This window comes from Cellvibrio sp. (genome assembly GCF_046347455.1).
In the GTDB taxonomy this organism is placed as follows: Bacteria; Pseudomonadota; Gammaproteobacteria; order Pseudomonadales; family Cellvibrionaceae; genus Cellvibrio.
In genome coordinates, this window is the sequence record NZ_JAXMGC010000003.1 from 259,695 (window position 1) to 279,942 (window position 20,248).

General features: G+C 41.2%; 16 protein-coding genes and 1 tRNA gene. 16 read left to right on the plus strand and 1 reads right to left on the minus strand.

Annotated features, from left to right (window positions below; all coding sequences use genetic code 11):
* The first annotated feature begins 13 nt into the window (after positions 1-13).
* The 13 genes from U1F02_RS07680 to U1F02_RS07740 all read left to right on the plus strand — a co-directional run bounded on the left by U1F02_RS07680 (position 14) and on the right by U1F02_RS07740 (position 14,081).
* Complete coding sequence (locus U1F02_RS07680) at positions 14-1,162, plus strand: glycosyltransferase (RefSeq protein WP_409989783.1); 1,149 nt, start codon at positions 14-16, stop codon at positions 1,160-1,162.
* Between the two features lie 7 nt (positions 1,163-1,169).
* Positions 1,170-2,990, plus strand: a complete 1,821-nt coding sequence (locus U1F02_RS07685) for a hypothetical protein (RefSeq protein WP_409989784.1) — start codon at positions 1,170-1,172, stop codon at positions 2,988-2,990.
* Between the two features lie 15 nt (positions 2,991-3,005).
* Positions 3,006-4,244: a glycosyltransferase family 4 protein gene (locus tag U1F02_RS07690; protein WP_409989785.1), complete on the plus strand. Its 1,239-nt coding sequence runs from the start codon at positions 3,006-3,008 to the stop codon at positions 4,242-4,244.
* Positions 4,225-4,818, plus strand: a complete 594-nt coding sequence (locus U1F02_RS07695; RefSeq protein WP_409989941.1) for a sugar transferase — start codon at positions 4,225-4,227, stop codon at positions 4,816-4,818. The genes U1F02_RS07690 and U1F02_RS07695 overlap by 20 nt, the downstream gene beginning before the upstream one ends.
* Complete coding sequence (locus U1F02_RS07700; protein WP_409989786.1) at positions 4,818-5,441, plus strand: acetyltransferase; 624 nt, start codon at positions 4,818-4,820, stop codon at positions 5,439-5,441. Before U1F02_RS07695 ends, U1F02_RS07700 begins: the two co-directional genes overlap by 1 nt.
* Before the next feature lie 10 nt (positions 5,442-5,451).
* Complete coding sequence (locus U1F02_RS07705; protein WP_409989787.1) at positions 5,452-6,669, plus strand: DegT/DnrJ/EryC1/StrS family aminotransferase; 1,218 nt, start codon at positions 5,452-5,454, stop codon at positions 6,667-6,669.
* On the plus strand, positions 6,662-7,984 hold the full coding sequence (locus tag U1F02_RS07710; protein WP_409989788.1) for an O-antigen ligase family protein: 1,323 nt from the start codon (positions 6,662-6,664) through the stop codon (positions 7,982-7,984). Before U1F02_RS07705 ends, U1F02_RS07710 begins: the two co-directional genes overlap by 8 nt.
* A 247-nt stretch (positions 7,985-8,231) precedes the next feature.
* Positions 8,232-9,674 carry a flavodoxin family protein gene (locus tag U1F02_RS07715; protein ID WP_409989789.1) on the plus strand — a complete coding sequence of 481 codons (1,443 nt, stop codon included), beginning with the start codon at positions 8,232-8,234 and terminating at the stop codon, positions 9,672-9,674.
* A gap of 121 nt (positions 9,675-9,795) precedes the next feature.
* Positions 9,796-10,872, plus strand: a complete 1,077-nt coding sequence (locus U1F02_RS07720; protein ID WP_409989790.1) for a hypothetical protein — start codon at positions 9,796-9,798, stop codon at positions 10,870-10,872.
* Positions 10,847-11,089: a hypothetical protein gene (locus tag U1F02_RS07725; protein WP_409989791.1), complete on the plus strand. Its 243-nt coding sequence runs from the start codon at positions 10,847-10,849 to the stop codon at positions 11,087-11,089. Before U1F02_RS07720 ends, U1F02_RS07725 begins: the two co-directional genes overlap by 26 nt.
* Positions 11,082-12,680, plus strand: a complete 1,599-nt coding sequence (locus U1F02_RS07730; RefSeq protein ID WP_409989792.1) for an MBOAT family O-acyltransferase — start codon at positions 11,082-11,084, stop codon at positions 12,678-12,680. The genes U1F02_RS07725 and U1F02_RS07730 overlap by 8 nt, the downstream gene beginning before the upstream one ends.
* Positions 12,668-13,372 (plus strand): AMP-binding protein, encoded by a 705-nt coding sequence (locus U1F02_RS07735; RefSeq protein WP_409989793.1) that lies wholly within the window; start codon positions 12,668-12,670, stop codon positions 13,370-13,372. Before U1F02_RS07730 ends, U1F02_RS07735 begins: the two co-directional genes overlap by 13 nt.
* A 7-nt stretch (positions 13,373-13,379) precedes the next feature.
* Complete coding sequence (locus U1F02_RS07740) at positions 13,380-14,081, plus strand: ANL family adenylate-forming protein (protein ID WP_409989794.1); 702 nt, start codon at positions 13,380-13,382, stop codon at positions 14,079-14,081.
* A gap of 286 nt (positions 14,082-14,367) precedes the next feature.
* Here U1F02_RS07740 and U1F02_RS07745 read toward each other — a convergent pair whose 3' ends face one another.
* Positions 14,368-16,287 carry a polysaccharide biosynthesis protein gene (locus U1F02_RS07745; RefSeq protein ID WP_409989795.1) on the minus strand — a complete coding sequence of 640 codons (1,920 nt, stop codon included), beginning with the start codon at positions 16,285-16,287 and terminating at the stop codon, positions 14,368-14,370.
* Positions 16,288-16,461: 174 nt separating this feature from the next.
* On the opposite strand from U1F02_RS07745, the gene U1F02_RS07750 reads away from it, so the two are divergent.
* The 3 genes from U1F02_RS07750 (at position 16,462) to htpG (ending at position 20,233) form a co-directional block, all read left to right on the plus strand.
* Positions 16,462-18,021, plus strand: a complete 1,560-nt coding sequence (locus U1F02_RS07750; RefSeq protein ID WP_409989796.1) for a hypothetical protein — start codon at positions 16,462-16,464, stop codon at positions 18,019-18,021.
* Between the two features lie 51 nt (positions 18,022-18,072).
* Positions 18,073-18,149 (plus strand) — tRNA-Val (locus U1F02_RS07755).
* 182 nt (positions 18,150-18,331) lie between these two features.
* Positions 18,332-20,233, plus strand: coding sequence for a molecular chaperone HtpG (gene htpG / locus U1F02_RS07760; protein WP_409989797.1), 1,902 nt, complete (start codon positions 18,332-18,334; stop codon positions 20,231-20,233).
* Positions 20,234-20,248: the final 15 nt, after the last annotated feature.

Sequence of the window (20,248 nt, forward strand, 5' to 3'; positions counted from 1 at the left end):
AAAGGTATTTCAAATGAGCGTTGATGTATTACATATTACCCATACTGATGTTCGCACTGATTCAAGAATTTTAAAGGAGATCAATTGCTTAAGTTCTTGTGGCTATTCGGTTGCAGCGGCTGGGATTGAGTTTGATGAAGGTGGGCGCGGGGGATATATTTGCCCGAATATTGACCTAATAACACTCATCGTAAAATCGAATAAATTAAGAGCTATATCCTACGTTCCAAGGCTGCTCATTTATTTTATGATTGTGCTTGAGATAACGCTCAAAATGTATTCTGCAATAAGAGATTTGAAACCAAAAATTATTCATTGCCACGATACGCTAGTGCTGCCAGTTGGTTACATTTACAAGATCTTCAATGATTGCAAATTGGTTTACGATGCTCATGAGTTGGAGTCTAACAAAAACGGAACGACCAAAGTTGGCGGCTTTTTAACATTTCTGGTAGAGTACTTAATTTGGCCAAAAATTGACGCATTTATAACAGTTAGTCACGCGATTCGCGATTGGTACTCTAGTAAATTGTGCTCAAAATTACTTAGTGAAGTAATTTTTAACTCACCGATTCTAAACGAAAGTGCCCCCTCAAATACCTCCTATCTTCGTGAGAAGTATTCTATTCCGGCAAGTTCAAATATTTTCATATATGTTGGGATTTTGGGCGAGGGGCGATTTATCGATGAGTTGTTGAAAGTGTTTCAATCGCAAAAAATATCGTCCCACATTGTTTTTCTGGGTTATGGAAGCCTTGTTAGCAGTATACAGGAAGCATCGGTCTTGAGTGAGAAGATACATTATCATGAAGCTGTGCGACATGACGAAATGCTACCTATTATATCATCAGCTAACTTTGGTTTATGTTTGCTGCCTGATGTCTCACTAAGCGATTTCTACTGCCTGCCAAACAAGTTTTTCGAGTATGTTTTTGCTGGAGTTCCTGTGCTCAGCTCGAAGTTACCGGAAATAGAAAGAGTTATTCGGGAAAAAAGGTTGGGAGTTTCAACGGATTTATCAGTTGAGGCGGTTGAAAGTGCAATTCTTAAACTGGAAGATGGGTGCGATGTGTCAAATTTCGACAGGGCAAACATTTATGAGTTTTCGTGGGAAGCGCAACAAATAAAGTTAAACGACATGTATTCTAAAATGTTCAAGTGAGATATGTATGTGTGGAATCTTCGGCTATTTATCGGAAAATCGTGTTGAGAAAAATGTGCTTGATACCCTTGTTAGATATTCACAGCAAAGGGGGCGAGACTCAAGTGGTCTCATTTCCTATGATGGTTCGGCTTATCACGTGGATCGGGCAGACTTTGATATAGAGCGCTTGTTGAAACGAGTGAGACCTTACAATGCCAAGTTGGTTGTTGGGCATAGTCGATTGGTTACTAACGGAATGGCTGATAATCAGCCTGTCGTTCGCGATGATATTTGCGTAATTCACAATGGAATTGTTGTCAATGATGCTGAAATTTGGCAAAAGATAGGCATGGAAAAGCAGCTAGAAATAGACACAGAAGTAATTGGAGCAATAGTGGAAAAGCACCTGTCTGAAGGCGGGGATATTACCAATCTTGATCGAGCTATTCTTTCGCTTTGTAAAGGTGTTGTTGCATGCGCTTTAACACTACCTAAGCTAGGGAAAATTTTATTATTTTCAAATAATGGAAGCCTTTATCTAGGTAAATCGAATAAGGGCATATTCTTTTCGTCAGAAAAGTTTCCTTTGACTAAGATTAACTGTAACAGCATCCAACAAATTAGAGATCTAGTTGTGTTGGATATTCCTGTTTCCGACCGAATTTTATCGGTAAACGACATCATAGAGAAGCGGGAAAACCTCGTGCCTAGTTTGATGTTTTCAAATGTAGAAGAGTCGTTGCTAATAAATCCCGCACCTCTGCTAAAAAGATGTACACGGTGTATTTTGCCGGAAACGATGCCGTATATTAGCTTTGATGCGAGCGGAGTATGTAATTACTGCAGTGCTTATACACCTAGGAACAATCCAAAACCCAAAGAGGAACTATTCGAACTTGTAGAGCCTTATCGCCGAGCAAATGGAGATGATTGTATCGTGCCGTTTTCAGGTGGGCGCGATAGTTGTTATGGACTTCATTTGATTGTAAATGAGCTGAAGATGAAGCCAATAACATATACATACGATTGGGGAATGGTCACAGATTTAGGTAGAAGAAACATCAGCAGAATGTGCGCGGAATTAGGGATAGAAAACATTATTGTGGCCGCGGACATTGCTAAGAAAAGACAGAATATTGCGATGAACCTGAGAGCCTGGATGAAGGCGCCTCATCTCGGGATGATAAGTATTTTAACTTCGGGAGATAAACATTTTTTTAGGCATGTTGAAACAGTTAAAAAGCAGACTGGGATCAATTTGAACTTATGGGGCGTGAATCCTTTAGAGGTAACCCACTTTAAGGCTGGCTTTTTAGGTATTCCACCTGACTTTGAAGAAAAACGTGTTTACATGCACGGTTGGCAAAAACAGCTCGAATATCAGAGCTTGCGGTTTAAGGCTATGCTAAAGAGTCCGGGATATTTTAACAGTTCTCTGTGGGATACTTTATCGGGGGAGTACTATCGTAGCTTTACGGATAAAAAGGACTACTACCACATTTTTGACTATTGGCGGTGGGAGGAACAACTTATCGATGACACCTTAATCAATCAATATGGTTGGGAAACAGCTGTCGACACTAATACAACTTGGCGTATCGGCGATGGCACTGCTGCATTTTACAATTATATCTATTATTTGGTCGCAGGATTTACCGAACACGATACTTTCAGAAGTAATCAGATTCGAGAGGGGCAAATGAATAGGGACGAAGCGCTGCGCTTGGTTGAAGACGAAAACAGACCCCGATATCCAAATATTCGCTGGTATTTGGATGCTGTTGGTATTGATTTTAGTGAAGCGATAAAGGTTGTTAATAACATCCCTAGGCTTTATTCTGTTTAACTGCGAGTGCCTTAATTGAAAAAAACAGTTTGGTTTGTTACAAAATATTTTGAGCCACCTACAGAGGGAACTCCGGGTGGCCGTTCTTTTTTATTGATGGATGCCTTATCAAAAAAGGGAGTTGATACAGTAATAATTACCTCAAATTCATGTAATCTCTATACGTTCCCTGAACTCACAAATAAGGTAACTAAGCAATCAGTAAACGAACTCAATATTGTTTGGTTGAAAACACTGTCGTATAAAACGGCTAAGTCACTAAGGCGGGTATTGAGTTGGTTTCATTTCGAGTGGAACCTATTTTTTTTAGATAAAACGTCTTTACCGAGACCTGACGTTGTCATTATATCAAGCCTGTCGCTATTGACGATATTGAACGGATTGTTAATTAAAAGGAAATTCAATTGTAAGCTAGTTTTTGAAATTAGAGACATCTGGCCATTAACGCTCGTTGAGGAGGGGGGAGTTGGTCGCTGGAATCCGTTTATATTGTTTTTAAGCTTTGTCGAAAAAGTGGGGTATAAGCATGCTGATGTTATTGTTGGCACCATGCCTAACTTAAAAGAGCATGTTAAAGAAGTAATTGGGTATGAACGGCAGGTACATTGCGTTCCCATGGGGCTGGCGAGCGATTACTTTGACTTGAAATCCTTCGAAAAATTGGGTAGTGAGATAGAAGAACTTATTCCTGCCGATAAATTTATCGTTATGTATGCGGGCACTATCGGCATTACGAATGCGTTAGAGACTTTTTTTGAAAGCGCTAAGATTTTGCAGTGTGTTGAAAAGATCCATTTTTTAGTTGTCGGTGATGGGTCTCTACGCAGTTCATTCATGGATAAATACGCCGGATTGAAAAATCTTACTTTCGCCCCTAAGGTTAAAAAAAATCAAGTGCAGTCAATTTTGGCAAAAGCAGACGTACTTTATCTTTCTACTTTTCCTTCGAAAATTTGGAAGTATGGCCAGTCGCTTAACAAGGTGATTGATTATATGCTGTCAGGTAAGCCTGTCATAGCTTCGTATGATGGTTTTCCTTCCATGCTGAATGAAGCTAATTGCGGTTTTTTCTTACCTGCTGGAGACGTAAGGGCTTTGGTAGAAAAAATAGAAGCCGTTTACAAAATGCCTGTCGATGAGCAGAAAAAGCTTGGACATAATGGAAGAGATTGGTTAATAACGAACAGAAGCTACCCTAAATTAGCGGCTGATTATTTGGATATTCTTTTTGAACATGATGAAGCGTTTATTTGATATTCTGGTTTCATTTACTGCTTTGGTGATTTTATCACCATTAATAATTGTTATTTTTTTTGCCGTGCGAAGGAAAATGGGTTCCCCGGTATTTTTTTGTCAACAAAGGCCTGGCTTAAATGGTAAACCGTTTACGATGATTAAATTTCGGACCATGCGCGATGTTGTCGATGCATGTGGCCAGCCATTAACGGACGGTGACCGACTAACTCCATTTGGTCGATTTTTACGTGCAACTAGTTTGGATGAATTGCCTGAGTTATGGAATGTGCTCCGGGGAGAAATGAGCTTGGTGGGGCCGCGCCCACTATTAATGGAGTATTTGCCTCTGTATTCACTAGAGCAGATGCGCCGTCACGCTGTTTGTCCGGGCATTACTGGTTGGGCTCAGGTTAACGGAAGAAACGCTATTTCATGGGAGGATAAATTCAAACTAGATATATGGTATGTCGATAACCAATCATTTTGGTTGGATATAAAAATACTTATTCTCACAGTTAAAAAGGTGTTTCTTCGAGAAGGTATTAGTGCTGACGGCCAAGCTACAATGGAAAGGTTTTCGGGGGGTGATTAGTGGGGCGGTTGGCAGTTCTCGGAGCTAGTGGTCACGGAAAGGTGGTGGCTGATGTTGCAGAATGTTGTGGTTGGAAAACGGTGGAGTTTTTTGACGATGACACCTCGGTGAAAAATCATAGTATTGGTTGTTGGTCTGTTGTTGGTAGCATTAATGATTTTATTTTGTCTTCAACACTATACGATGGAGTTGTTGTCGCAATTGGCAACAACTTGGTAAGGCGCAAAATTTGTGAAGATCTACTATCTAAAAATATTAATTTAGTCTCTCTCGTTCATCCGGCGGCCGTGGTTAGTCGGTATGCTCAGCTTTGTGCAGGATGTGTAATTGTTGCTGGTGCAGTGATTAACCCTTATGCCTGCATTGGTCGCGGTTGTATTATCAACACCAATGCATCTGTGGATCACGATTGTTGGTTAGGTGATTACGTGCATATAAGCCCGGGGGTGAGTTTGGCTGGAGGGGCTAAAATTGGGGATGGCACATGGATCGGTATTGGTGCTTGCGTCAAACAGTTAATCACTATTGGCTCATTTGTTACGGTTGGGGCTGGGGCTGTAGTTGTAAAGGATGTTTCAGATCATTCGACGGTAGCTGGTGTTCCAGCTCGTCCAATTCGGTGAATAATTTCTTATGTTAAATACCTCTATTTCTCCTTGGCCTTCATTCACACAAGAAGAAGCTGATGCTGTTGCAAAAGTTTTGTTGTCTAACAAAGTTAACTATTGGACAGGACAGGAGTGTCGTGAATTTGAAAAAGAATTCGCTTTATGGGCTGATTCGAAATATGCGGTTGCTTTAGCGAATGGTACTTTGGCCTTAGACATCGCTTTGAAAGTATTAAGCGTTGGGTGTGGTGATGAGGTTATTGTTACATCTCGTACTTTTATAGCCTCTGCGTCAGCGATTGTAACTGCAGGCGCGACTCCTGTTTTTGCGGATGTAGATCTAAACAGTCAAAACGTTACAGCAGAAACAATTGCTGCTGTATTAACAGAAAAAACAAAAGCTATTATTGTTGTGCATTTGGCCGGTATGCCCGCAGAGATGGATGACATTATGATGCTTGCCGAAAAGCATAATTTATATGTTATTGAGGATTGTGCCCAGGCTCATGGTGCCAAATATAAGGGCAAGTCTGTAGGCTCCATCGGGCATATAGGTGCGTGGTCTTTCTGCCAAGACAAAATTATGACAACTGGTGGCGAGGGTGGGATGGTTACCACTAATGATAAATCGCTGTGGTCACAAATGTGGTCTTACAAAGATCATGGCAAATCTTGGCATGCTGTTTACGAAAAAGAACATCCTCCAGGCTTCCGTTGGTTGCATGAATCCTTTGGTACTAATTGGCGTATGTTAGAAATGCAGGCTGTTATTGGCAGAATACAGCTTAAACGTATGGCAGAGTGGACAAAAGCTCGTCGAGATAATGCAGAGAAAATATTGGGTATCTGTAGGAAGTACGATTTCTTGCGGATCCCCTTTGTGCCTAGTCATATGGAGCATGCTCAGTATAAATGTTACGTCTTTGTGGAGTCTGATTTATTACCTGCTGGGTGGAATAGAGACAGAATTATTGATGAAATTAACTCCAAAGGGATCCCTTGTTATCAGGGTAGTTGTTCGGAGGTATATCTTGAAAAGGCTTTTGATAACACTGATTGGCGGCCGGCTAAGAGTCTTCCAAATGCGAAACTATTAGGCGAGACGAGTTTGATGTTTTTAGTTCATCCAACTATAGCTGCGCGTGATATTCAGGCAGTTTGTGCGGCGCTCTCCGATGTTTTCACCAGTATTGCCGAAGATATTAATTGTTGCCTATCTACCATGAAATTGAAAAATGAATGAAATAAATCTGAATGTCAGTCGAGGTTCTTTTTTTAAACTATATTCATCCATTTCGGTACTTCTTGGGTCGTCTTTGATATTAGCTGTGCCTAACGGTCATTCTGTTGGAGCTATATTGCTACTTTTAGGTGGCGCTGTGTTTTTGCTTCTAAGCTTTTTAGGGCATCCGGTCAACAAGGTTTCCTCTTTTGATACTAATGTATTTATAATTTTTCTCGTAGCATATTTTGGTTTAAACATAGCACTAAATTATTTACATGATTTGCCCGTTCGATCCTTTGATCTTCCGTCTCGGTTTATATTATTTATACCCATATTCCTGTTCCTCCTTCATTATCCCCCGAATAAAAGGTTCCTGTGGCTTGGTATATCTGTCGGCGCTATATTGTCTGGTGCTATCGCTGCATATCAGCAGTTTTCACTAATGCCTAAGGAGGGAGGAGAAGAAAGGGCTAACGGTTTTCTAAACGCAATCCAGTTTGGTGATATATCAATGCTCTTGGCATGTCTAATTTTATGCCATTTTTGCTTTCGACCACCCCAGAAGAATTTATCGCTTATTAGTGCATTTTTTATTTTTTCTATTGCGTGTGGGATTTTAGGTTCACTTCTGTCCAAGACAAGAGGTGGATGGATTGTTTTTCCACTTAGTGTTTTTATTATATATATTCTTTCAGACTCAGAAAAAAGAAAATACTTACGTAAAATATTTCTTGCCGCCGCAATTTTTTGCCTAGCTATTACATTCTTAATGCCTGCCAAATATAATTTTCTAGCGGAGAGGGCTTATAGAACTTCAGTAGAAATTAGAGGGGTTCTCGATGGCGATAAAGTTGGCGGTTATACTGAATACACTTCTTTAAGTGTGCGTATTAAATTATGGAAGAATGGACTGCAGGCTTTTTACGATAAACCTATAATTGGGTGGGGAAGCGTTAAAGAAATTAAAGAACATCATCCAGCTGGGTGGGATATTCTAAAATACGTGGATGATTTTAACCATTATCATAATGAAGTTGTTGATACTTTGGCTAAAAAAGGCCTCTTTGGGCTTTCTGGCTTGATCGCCCTTTATTTAATTCCTTTTATTCATTTTTCTACATCAATTAGAAACCTCAATGCTTCAAATATTGATTTTGCCATTGCAGGTATCGTTTTAGTCATATCAACTATGGTGTTTGGTTTTACTCAGTGTTTTTTTGCGCATAGCAGTGGCGTTATGGTCTACCTATATTTTCTCGTTTTGTTTTACTCCGCTGTAAACTCTTATAAATCTAAAGCGGAAATGGGCTGCGACGTAAAATTAGAAACATAAAAACACAGCATGGAAGAGAGTGGTTTATAATGCAAAAAATCAATTTCCTTGCTTTGGTTTTCGGTTTAAACGTCTTGGCTATATCTTTAGTTGCTGACTGGTCGGAAATCGAACAATCCTATGCTGGACTTTTGTAGGATGCTCATCTTGTGCTGGTCATAAAGGATTTGGCATATCATAGTAAGGGGTAGACTACCTCCGATATGAAATCGCAACCGCTTTTAATTATATTTACAGGTCTTTAATCATGGGAACTATTCTTGGATTGTCAGCAAGCTTAAGAGGTGCAAGGCAAGGTAAGGGTGTTGATGACCTATGCTCGGATCTAATGGGAATAGACACTAAGGAAGACTTATTTACCTATCTCGAGACCGAAACCAAATCTTTAGCGGCTCTTTACGAACAAGCGCAAGTGGATGGATACTCCCAGCTCCAGAATCTAATTGAGCTTAATAAAAACACTTATGTAAAGCATGGGCTCAGTAATTGTGAAGCAGCTCTCGCTGCAGGATTGTGGGGATGCTTACAAGAAAAACAAGATATAGTTTATTGTAACTTATCCCGATATTTCCCAGAGTCTGGAAATACCAAATTTCTTGAAGAGTTAGAAGAAATAATTCTTAAGTCTGATGGTTTCTTGCTGTCTGGTCCAGTGTACTTTGGGGATAGGAGTTCTATTGCTCAAGAGTTTATAGAGTTTTTGTCTAAATCAGAGAAATGTAGAGACCACGTCCGCAACAAGATTTTTGGCGGAATTTCGGTGGGAGCAAAGCGTAACGGCGGGCAAGAGACCAGTTTGATATATCAGCTCATAGATCTCATTAATTTAAATATGGTCGGTGTTGGTAATGATTATGGCTCTACGTCTCAATATGGCGGTACAGTTGTGGCCGGGGATATAGGGACAGCTGCAAAAGATTCGTATGGGCTAGCTACCGCAATAGATACTGGAAAACGAGTAGCTCGAATGACGAAAATGCTGTCGGTAGAAACGATGATCCCGAATCAGAAAGCTCGAGTAGAAATCTGGCTTGTTCAAGACGACGAGATGTCGTTCGGGCTTCGCACAATAAGCAATTTAATAAAACAAACCTCTGGGCTCGAACAAGCCGACATTGTTATTCGAGATTTTACAACAAGCCAAATACATAGATGCATCGCTTGCGACATATGTCCAATTTCTCCCGGGAAGGCCCAAGAATACCGTTGCGTTATTACAAAAAAAGACGATCTATTTGTTGCAGAGCATCCGCACCTAATCAATGTAGACGCTGTTCTGATTGCGGCATACAGCCCAATTGATCGAAGCAATATAAATTCTGTCTATCAAAAGTTCGTTGAGCGAACCAGATATTTACGTAGGGATGACTATGCTTTGAGTGATGTTCTTGTTGCGCCATTTGTAATTAGCGAAATTAACTCAAATCAGAACTTGCACTTAAGAATGGTAACGTCCTTAATTCGCCATCATACGATGATTCATCATCCTGTTCTGGTCTATAAATATCAGGACAAATTGCTAGATCTCACCGCTGCCGAGTACCAGTTGCGATCGTTTGTAGAATATGCAACTAAATGTGCGACGACTAAAGTTCAAAATTCATCAATAAAAACTTCTTATAATCCTATCGGCTATGTGATAAGCGCTCAAAGCAATCAGATTTTTCGCTCTACCAAGAGGGACGAATGAAAAATTTTTTTTATTTCGTTGCTCAGTATTTGGTTTGGCTTGCCATCTTCGGCGCAATTTTGTACGCACTTTTTGAAGACGTAACATTTGAGTCTTTCAGGTATATCGGGTTCTAGATTGAATGAATGACATTTTCCGACATGCGAAGCTTCTCCCTTTGCTGCTAGCTATGGCCTCTCTATTGCTATTAGTATTTATGCTTGGGCGGCATATGAACGGTATATGGATGAATACTAATGTTTCAAATGTTTTTGTTGATGACACTACATATGTTATGCATGAGGCATTAATACATAGTAATGATTCAAATCCCGTTGTGGTTTTTATAGGTGGATCTGTCACGCGAGAGGCTACTATTATCGATGGGGATTTTAGTGCTTTTTACATGGAGCGTTTCGGTGTGAATCAAAAGTTCTTAAATTTGGGAAGTTCCAATCAAACTTTGGCCGAGTCTGCGGCGCTGATAAGCTCGCTTAAGTTAAAACCGGGTAGCATCGTTTTCATACAGTTTTCATATAAAAAGTTAGGGTATGGAGAAGCAGAATATAACAAAGAGCTCTTTCGGCCGAATATGCCCTTGCTTGATTACTCGGCAGTGCGGCAAGAACTTTCATATTATGACAAGGTGTTGCATATTTTTACGCCCAAAATACTCTTGGGCCGGAATTTTTGGCACTACTTCGAAGCAAAGCGTGGCTGCTCACATTTGCAACTTGTGTCAATGGAGTCAACTTGTTATGAATCGCGAGATGTTGTGCGAAGTTATTATAAAGAAGAAAACCGCATGACAAGTGTTAAAAAGGACGAGTATGTCAATAATATAAAAAATCTAACTTTTAAAGAGTATCGAAAGAACCGTGAGTTCAGTGAAAAAATATTGTCCAACACAATAAGAATGATATTAGGCAGCGGTGCAACGCCCGTTTTGATCGAGTACCCCATTGATGAAAGGGAGAAAGAACTTTATTCCCTTGCCAAAAACGATCCCGAATATAAAGAAATCTTTGAACGATTGTCCAAGAATGCGGAGCATTTTGATTTGGTTTCAAATCAAATTTTTGTGAGCAATGACTTTTATGACTCACAGCACATGTTGAAGAGCGGGAAGCAGAAATCGACAGAACTGATTGCCGTATTCACGAATAATCTAATAGAAAAAAAGGAAAAAAATAATGACCATGAGCGCAGAAATCATTAGTTACTTAGAGGGGCTAGGCTTAAGCAAGGACGTGGCTAGCAAAGAGCGGTTGTTCTCGACTGGGGTGCTAGATTCAATCGATATTGTCGGTCTTCTTGTGTTTATAGAGAAAACATATAATGTAAATTTTAGCCCTTTTGATATCGGTCTTCAGGATTTCGACACCGTCGATTTAATTATTTCTGTAATTGAAAAAAACAGGGTAGAACGTGATTAATCGTTACATTATCTTTTGTTTTACGATAATTGTTTTTGCTCTCGGAGTATCCTTTTACCCTAAATCCTCTGGCGTAACAATATCGCTGGAGAATGATCCTCTGTCCCCATTTCCTGAAATTAAGGTGCGCAGTGTAGCTAACGCACGAGTCGAAGTTTCGCAGTCCGAACTATTACGTGAAATCAACATTCAAATTCGCGCAACGAAAGCTCCTGAGGTAACTATATCTGGGGCTAAAATGAAATATAACTGTGCGGAAAGCAGATGTACCGTTTCATTTTGGAGTTCTGCCAGCAGCGAAGTGAATGTTAATATTGTTGCTACGTCCAGTGATAGCCAGTTCACCATCGAAGGAATAGTATTATCCAAGGAAAAATACCAATCTGCGATTACTGACGGTATATTGAAGGAGGCTGCAATCCTCCTGTTGCTTTTGTATCCAGTATATTTTCTGGTTTACAAGAAGACTTGGTTGTCTCAATGGCTGCTAATTTCCTTGTCGTTTTACTTGCTCGCTAAAATTCAGTTGATGTTTTCGTTTGCTTTGGCTGGTTATCTATTAATTTCTTTTTTTGCGCCGAAAGCAGAAAATAAAACCATTCGAAGGGTGTTTAAACCATTTTATATAGTTGCCTCGGCCGTTTTGTTTTTCATAATTTTTAAATTCATGCTCGTCCATATTCAGTACTGGAGTTTGCAAGAAAGCTCGTACTCACTTGCTGTTCCTGTTGGTATTTCATATTTCCTCTTGCGGATAATTGATGCACAGCTAAAGTGGTACCGAGGTGAGCTAAAAAATGTTTTGTTACGTGAGTATCTTCTGTTTGTGGGTTTTCTCCCGACAGTTCCGGCTGGGCCGATTGACACTTTGGATAATTTTATAAAAGGCCGTGTTGACCGTATATCACAGCAGGATATCCGGATCGGCTTCGCTCGATTTTTTTTTGGTGTATTCCAAAAGCTTGTCTTGGCTGACTTCCTTCTTGCTCCGCTATTGGGAAGTGGTTATGACCCGCAAACTCTCGAAGGTTATAATATTTGTTTGAAATTGATTTTTACCTTCCTGTTTATTTATATGGACTTCTCAGCTTATTCGAATATTGCAATTGGTCTGAGCCGGCTACTTGGTTACAAAATTATCGAAAATTTTAACTGGCCAGTACTTGCGTTGACGCCAAGGGATTTTTGGAAGCGTTGGCATATTTCGCTTTCGGTTTGGTGTATGCGAAACGTGTACTTCCCTTTAATCGTTAAAACAAAAAGCGCCAAGATCTCTGTTTTTATGGTAATGCTTACAATCGGTATGTGGCATGCTGTTTCTCTGTCTTGGTTTCTGTGGGCAGTTCATCATTCGCTCGGGATTCTGGCTTCAGGGTTGATTGAAAAATATCTAATTCCGAAGAACCTTTTCAAAAGTCGTTTCTCTTACGTAGTGAAAACGATCCCTTCCCGAATAGTTACACTGGTTTACATTTGTGCTGGGTATTCGTTTGCTCAGTTTTCTGATATCAATTTAGCGTTAAATATGTATTTCTCATATTGGGAATACGTCATTTCACCACTTACAAGATTAGTTTCATGGATTTGTTGAATATTTCTTCCGCTCATCGTATTTCGAAATCCAAATCGTTTTTGAGTGATGGTAATACCGCTATAGATCTTGCTGATTTCTACGTGGCGGTAGAACGAACAGTTGAGGCATGGACTGTACTTGGCATTTCTAAGGAATCAATAGTTGTGATTCCTTCGGGACGCGGATTAGATTTTTTTATCGAATTAATAGCGTGCTGGAGTGTTGGAGCGATTGCCGTACCACTTGACGGTTCGATGAGCGCAGCTGCCAAGAGAGATGTTTTCTCGATGCTCAATGCTCCCACTGTGTTGGCTGACGCGAATATCAGTGTTTTCTTTAATAATGACACACGAAGATTTGACGAGGGAATTGACACAATACTTTTTACCAGTGGTTCATCTGGAACCCCCAAAGGTGTGCTTCACTCGCACCAATCTCTCATTTCGAATGCAATAGCGACGATTGAGCGTATCGAACTTAATAAGCATGACCATCTTTTTATCAATATTCCGTTTCATTTTACTAGTTCAATTTGTCATTTCTTGGCTGCAATGATTTCAGGCGCATCACTTACTGCGATTGAGCAAAGAGGTTTTTCTGTTGAGCTTTGTACAGCGATTAATAGGGCGCAACCGACGTGTTTCGGGGGGGGCACCTATTCAGCTTTTTTGGCTCGCGAATACGAAACAGCAGCTGCACGCGCCAATTAGATGGTTTATGGCTTCCGGGGATGATCTACCACGGAGCACGATAGAGCTAATACGCATTAAGTTTCCATTTTCTAAAGTTTACATCGCATACGGTCTTACGGAAATTGGCGGTAGAGGATGTATTTTTGAGGCAAATGCTGATGCTAAATTGGGGGGATCGGTAGGTAAACCAATTCGTGGTCTCGATGTATCAATTAAGGACCAAAACAATAGTAAGCTAGGCAGTAATGAAATAGGAGTCATCTATTTTTCCGGGAGTTATTTATTGAAGGGATATCTTAGAGGTTCAGGCGAGATTGAAGCTTTTGACGAGGCAGCTGAGTTTTCTACTGGAGATGTTGGCTATATTGATGAATACGGCGATTTGTTCCTGTTGGGTCGATCTGACGATGTTTTTAAAGTTGCAGGAAAAAAGGTGTCCGGATTAGCAATACGAAGAGCTATTCTAGAATCTGGATTGGTAGATGACGCCGCAGTTTATGCGGTCGATGATCCACGAATGGCGACTGTGGTGGTTGCCGTGGTCATACCTAGGAACAATGAAGGGCACACAAAGCAGGCTTTACTTAAATACCTTAGAGGTTGCCTCCCCGTAGACCATATTCCTAGAGAGGTTATATCTGTAGAAAAGATACCTCGTACGGCATCGGGAAAAATTCAGAGGAAATCACTGTTAACCCTTGTAAACGATTTAAAAGCTGTTAACTAGGGGACTCAACTTGCTAAAGTAGTGTCTCATCAGCTTAACCAATGGAATTGCTGCGAGCGCGCTTTGGTTAATTTTAGGCTCAGGGGGCTCAATAGTGGGCACATACTTCAGAAAAGCCTCTGGTGCGTGCTGGAAACCGGTTCAGCTCGGGCTAGCCTAACCATCAACACAAATACCTACGCTTGCTGCTACAAAAAGCTGTAAAAAAACGCAAATATCTTATGACGGCAGAGTGCAGTTTTGGTTGATTACAATGTTTTGCGGTATCAGTACTTTTTGCTCCCACTTACACTAACCGCAACTTCCCGTAATCTTGTTTTTTAAGCCAAACCTCATCTCTGATTTGCTCTTTAGAGTTAAAGCCAGTTGGCGCTTCTAGCAATAATTTTTTCACCGCATCGCATTTGTAACTATGACATGCATCGTCAAGTTTTGCCAATAATAGGGCTGTTTCTGACCAGCTTAAATGTTCTTCTTCAGCGCGCATAATTCGGCTGTGTTCTGTCCCGGTTACGTTGTCGCCGATGAGTAACTCCTCGTAGAGCTTCTCGCCGGGGCGCAAGCCCGTATATTGGATCTCTATATCACCCAGAGGATGTGTATCGTCTTTAACTTCAAATCCAGACAAGTGGATCATGCGTTTTGCAAGATCAACGATTTTTACGGGCTCACCCATATCTAATACAAATACGTCTCCCCCTGTCCCCATTGAGCCAGCCTGAATGACGAGTTCAGCAGCTTCCGGAATGGTCATAAAATACCGAATAATATCTGGATGAGTTACTGTTACAGGCCCGCCGCGTTTAATTTGCTCTCTAAAAAGTGGAACCACCGATCCTGACGAGCCCAGAACGTTTCCAAAGCGCACCATTGTAAAACGAGTTTTGTTTTGTCTTTTGGCTAATGCTTGTAGCACAAGTTCAGCCATACGCTTTGATGCTCCCATGATGTTTGTTGGTCGCACTGCCTTGTCTGTAGATACTAGAACAAATGACTCTACACCTGCTTTAATTGCAGCTTCAGCGCAATACCAAGTACCGAAAACGTTATTCACAACGCCTTCAACAATATTGTGCTCAACTAATGGTACATGCTTATATGCTGCGGCATGGTAAACCGTTTGCACACCAAATGTGCTCATGATAGTTTCCATTCTATCTTCACGCTGAACGGATCCTAATAAGCTGACTATTTGAATATCTGTTGCTCCGAGCGAAGCAATATTTTGTTTCAGTTCTTTTTCAATTGAATACAAACTAAATTCGTTTAGCTCGAACAAGATAAGTGTTTTAGGCGATTGGTGGATGATTTGCCTGCAGAGCTCGCTTCCAATCGAGCCTCCAGCTCCGGTTACCATTACGACTTTATTTGATATACAAGCGTGAAGTAATAAAGGGTTTGCTTTAACGGAATCTCGCCCGAGTAAATCCTCAATGTCTATATCACGAATTTGCTCAATACGCGTTTTACCGTTCAGAATATCTGCTACAGCGGGTACGGTTTGTACTGATATGGCATGCTTTTCCAGTTCTTTTATGATTTTTGCTCTTTGCGAATGACTTGTGTTGCCTAAGGCGAGCAGAATTTTAGAGACATTATTTTTCTTAATTAAAAAATCAATTGATTTTGGGGGGTGAACCCTAATACCGGCAACAATCGTTCCATGGATGAGTACGTTATCATCTACAAATCCAGCAACTTTGTGAATTCCAGATTGCAGAGCCAAAGCCAATTGGTGACCTGTGTGGCCCGCTCCGTAAATAATTACATTCTCTTGAGTGTTTTCGAACTGGTTGTTGAGCATTAAGACAATACTTCTAACTAATAGGCGGGGGGTGCCTATCAGTAGGAATGCTAGTAGCGTGTAAATAAAGGGTACTGATCTTGGAATGGCGGAATGAGTAAAGAAACTCATTAAGGTGAATATGAGTCCAGACACGCAGATCGAGATGGCTATGGATATCATTGCTGTTGTAGACATGTAGCGCAAAATGGCGCGATACATGCCCATACGAATAAATACCAAAATGCTACCCGCCGTGGTAAGCAGTACGACAGATATCTCTTCGATTTGAAAAGGTGGTGTTAAGGTCCCCAGTCTGAGGCACATGGCTAGATAAGAGGCTAGCCCAATTGCAATAACATCGTAGCTCAGAGAAACGATCCGTTTCGTGGTACGGGATGATTCGAATAGTTTATTTAACATATATTACCCCAAAGCGCGGCTTCCCTAGTCAGGCGTTATTTTACTTTAGGCGGTTAAGAATTTCATCGTGATTAATTGATGTAACCCTTATTTTCCACAAATCCAGTGAAATTAATATGCGTTTTCTATATTCTTGCTCACCTCACTGTTCTGATGTACTTAAGGAGATTTAACTTGGCCCAATCTGATTATTCTGGTTCCGCAAATAGCAATGATGAAATTGATCTTTTGGATCTGTTTCGTAAAGTTTTTGCTACCTGGAAGACTTTAGTTATCTCGCTTCTTATGGTAAGCGTGGCATTTGGGGTTATAAAAGCTGCGCAACTGGTTTTTACCGTAACTGAGTCTGTATACAGTAAACCGATTCGATTAACTTTTCCCAATGCAAATAAGCTGGTCTTTCCAAGTGGAGCCAAGTTTGCTTATAGCGACATAGTGGCACCGGCTGTCGTGCAGGTTGCCTACGAACGTAATAAATTATCTGATTATGGGCTTTCCGTGTCAGAGCTTCAGGCTGGCTTAAGTGCAGCGCCTTATGCGCCAACATATCCATTGGTTATTGCAAGATATCAAAAATTGATGGCAGACAAAAAGTTGACGGTTGAAAACCTAAACGACATTCAGAAACAAATGGAGAAAGAAATTGAGCAGATTACAAGCGGGGAGGCTGTAATTACTCTTAGACTTGAAAAGAAAGAGCTGCCAAAGGATGTCGCTGAGAAGGTTTTGAATGATATTCCTGCAATTTGGGCTGAACGTGCGATGAAGGAAAAAGGTGTGCTTACGATAAACGCTCAGCTTGCTTCTGTTAATTCGCTGAATTCTGAGCTTTTTCTTGGGGCCCGCGGTGTGGAGTTAGGTGATCTGATTAATGACAAGTTGGCTCTGCTAAAAAAAAATATCAAGTCATTATCGGAGTATGAAGGAGCGCAGTCGGTTGTTGATCCGAAAACGGGTATGCGATTGATGGATTTGTCGTTCGCTGTAGGTGATTTTGGAAATTTTGTCGCGGGGGATCTGGTTTCACCGCTGCGTCAGCTGGGTCTTAGCAAAGATGTAAAAAGTTCTACCTATTTTTATGAAGATAGAGTGTCGCGGTTGAAAATTATGTTGGCTTCGCAAAAGGCTGAGCTTGATGTAGTAACTGATGCTTATAATTCATATCTACAATACGAAAGAAAGACCGGCGAAGCAGGTAAGGATGGACAAAATGGCAACTCGGTTGCTCCTCAGCTTAGCGCTGACATGCTTGATAAGCTTGTAAATTTGTCTGGTGATGCGGTTAGAGAGAAGTATAAACAAGAGTTAAATGAGAAGCGCTTTTCTTTAACTCGGGATGTAGCGGAGACCGAAAGTAAGCTGGCGGACTCGGTTTTGGTTTTGAATGCGTTGCAAAAATCTGTGGCCGCTGGAGGTAAGTTATCGGTATCTGATGAGCAATATCTCAATAAAGTCAAAGAACAATTACCTGCTGTTATCTCCAAAATTCAGGATTTCTTTGGTGTATCCGAGCGCATATACAAGCAGTTAAGTATTGAATCTGTTGGTATTCGCGATCAGCTTTACATTCCGGTTACAAATACGATTTTAGTTAAAAAAGTATTTCTGGATGTCAAAGAGACAATCTTTGTTTGGATTGCTTTGTTGTTCTTAACTACCGTTATTGTGGTGCCCAGTTGCATGATACGAAACTCTATGAGAAGTCGTGCTCTGGTAATTGGTGCCGGGGTTTAAAAAATACTTGTTGAAAGGTAATTTGACTGGTAAATTGCGCACCTCAAAAACAGGACTATAGCTCAGTTGGTTAGAGCACCACCTTGACATGGTGGGGGTCAGCAGTTCGAGTCTGCTTAGTCCTACCAGAATTCTGAAAGCCCGCTAATTGCGGGCTTTTTTGTTTCTGTAATCTGCCTTCTTCCAGCTCATCATCTTTCTTCCCACCCTTGATTTTTCAAAAGCTCACCCCATTTTGTTTTCATTGGTTTTTGGCTGTCCTTCCCCAAAAGCCCTTTATCGTTATTTTGCACACATTAGGAGTTAGATAATGACTATAGAAGCTCGTAAAGAAACGCGCGGCTTTCAAACGGAAGCAAAACAACTACTGCATTTGATGATTCATTCGCTCTATTCGAACCGCGAAATCTTCCTTCGGGAGCTCGTATCTAATGCGTCAGATGCGGCGGACAAATTGCGTTTTGAGGCTGTTTCTAACGGTGATTTGTATGAAGGTGATGCAGATTTAAAGATTCGCGTGAGTTTTGACAAAGACGCCAAAACTATCACCATCAGTGACAATGGTATCGGCATGTCGCGCGATGAGGTTATCGAAAACCTTGGTACCATTGCTAAGTCGGGTACCGCGAGCTTCATGCAAAAGTTGAGTGGTGATCAGAAGAAAGATGCACAGCTTATCGGCCAATTCGGTGTAGGTTTTTATTCGGCTTTTATCGTTGCGGATAAGGTGGTTGTGACCACACGCCGAGCTGGCTTACCAGCATCAGAAGGTGTTCGTTGGGAGTGCTCTGGCGATGCAGAGTTTAGTGTAGAAACTGTCGAAAAAGCCCAGCGCGGCATGACCGTTGAACTCCATTTGAAAGATGATGCGCTCGAATTTGCGGATAATTGGCGTTTGCGCAACATCATTAAAAAATATTCTGATCACATTGCTATTCCCGTGGTCATGCAAAAGCCCGTTGCAGTTGACGACGATTCAGCCAAAGCAGCCGAAGATGAAGTTATCAACACGGCTACAGCTCTTTGGACTCGTTCACGCAGCGATGTAACCGACGAAGAATATAAAGAGTTTTACAAGCACGTAAGCCACGATTACGCAGAGCCTCTTACGTGGAGTCACAACCGCGTTGAAGGCAACTTGGATTACACGAGCTTACTCTACGTTCCTAGCCGTGCACCTTTTGATTTGTACAACCGTGATGCGTCACGTGGTGTGAAGCTTTACGTTCAACGTACTTTTATTATGGATGACGCAGAGCAATTCCTGCCGCTCTATCTGCGCTTTATTAAAGGTGTGGTGGATTCAAACGATTTGTCGTTAAACGTCTCCCGTGAGATTCTGCAAAAAGACCCCAATATCGACACTATGCGCGGTGCTTTAACGAAGCGCGTATTGGATATGTTGTCCAAAATGGCGAGCGGCGAGCCAGAAAATTACAGCAAATTCTGGAAAGAATTTGGCCAGGTGTTGAAAGAAGGTCCGGCAGAAGATTTTGCTAACCGCGAGAAAATCGCCAAGTTGTTGCGCTTTGCGACAACCCACACTGGCGACGCTGAGCAAAGCCAATCGCTTGAAGATTACGTTGCACGCATGAAAGAAGGTCAGGAAAAAATCTACTATATTGCAGCAGAAAACTTCAACACGGCGAAAAACAGCCCGCACTTGGAAGTCTTCCGTAAGAAGGGTATTGAAGTCTTGTTGTTAACTGATCGTGTTGATGAATGGTTAATGAGCCATTTGTCAGAGTTCGATGGGAAGTCTTTACAAGACGTGGGCAAAGGCGAGCTTGATCTTGGCAAGTTGGATACGGAAGAAGAGAAGCAAGCTAAAGAAAAAGTAGCGGAGCAATTAAAGCCGCTGCTTGAGCGTGTAAAAACTGCTTTGACTGAGCAGGTCGCGGAGGTTCGCATTACGGATCGCTTAACGGATTCGCCAGCATGCGTGGTCGTTGCTGAACACGATATGGGCGCACAAATGCGTCGTATTCTTGAGCAAGCTGGTCAAAAGCTGCCGGATTCAAAACCTATTTTTGAATTGAATCCCGATCATCCGTTAGTTAGAAAGTTGGAACAAGAAGCGAACGAAGAGCGATTTGGCGATTTGGCGCATATCCTCTTCGATCAGGCAAATTTAGCCGAAGGTGCTCAATTGCAAGATCCAGCTGCTTATGTCCAACGTTTGAACAAGTTGTTATTAGAATTGAGCCACTGAGCTTAATCTGTTCAT

What these genes read in the sequence shown, in the direction of transcription:
- U1F02_RS07680 (WP_409989783.1), top strand. Translation starts at nt 14, where the DNA reads ATGAGCGTTGATGTATTACATATTACCCATACTGATGTTCGCACTGAT.
- U1F02_RS07685 (WP_409989784.1), top strand. Translation starts at nt 1,170, where the DNA reads ATGTGTGGAATCTTCGGCTATTTATCGGAAAATCGTGTTGAGAAAAAT.
- U1F02_RS07695 (WP_409989941.1), top strand. Translation starts at nt 4,225, where the DNA reads ATGATGAAGCGTTTATTTGATATTCTGGTTTCATTTACTGCTTTGGTG.
- U1F02_RS07705 (WP_409989787.1), top strand. Translation starts at nt 5,452, where the DNA reads ATGTTAAATACCTCTATTTCTCCTTGGCCTTCATTCACACAAGAAGAA.
- U1F02_RS07710 (WP_409989788.1), top strand. Translation starts at nt 6,662, where the DNA reads ATGAATGAAATAAATCTGAATGTCAGTCGAGGTTCTTTTTTTAAACTA.
- U1F02_RS07715 (WP_409989789.1), top strand. Translation starts at nt 8,232, where the DNA reads ATGGGAACTATTCTTGGATTGTCAGCAAGCTTAAGAGGTGCAAGGCAA.
- U1F02_RS07720 (WP_409989790.1), top strand. Translation starts at nt 9,796, where the DNA reads ATGAATGACATTTTCCGACATGCGAAGCTTCTCCCTTTGCTGCTAGCT.
- U1F02_RS07725 (WP_409989791.1), top strand. Translation starts at nt 10,847, where the DNA reads ATGACCATGAGCGCAGAAATCATTAGTTACTTAGAGGGGCTAGGCTTA.
- U1F02_RS07735 (WP_409989793.1), top strand. Translation starts at nt 12,668, where the DNA reads ATGGATTTGTTGAATATTTCTTCCGCTCATCGTATTTCGAAATCCAAA.
- U1F02_RS07740 (WP_409989794.1), top strand. Translation starts at nt 13,380, where the DNA reads ATGGCTTCCGGGGATGATCTACCACGGAGCACGATAGAGCTAATACGC.
- U1F02_RS07745 (WP_409989795.1), bottom strand. Translation starts at nt 16,287, where the DNA reads ATGTTAAATAAACTATTCGAATCATCCCGTACCACGAAACGGATCGTT.
- htpG (WP_409989797.1), top strand. Translation starts at nt 18,332, where the DNA reads ATGACTATAGAAGCTCGTAAAGAAACGCGCGGCTTTCAAACGGAAGCA.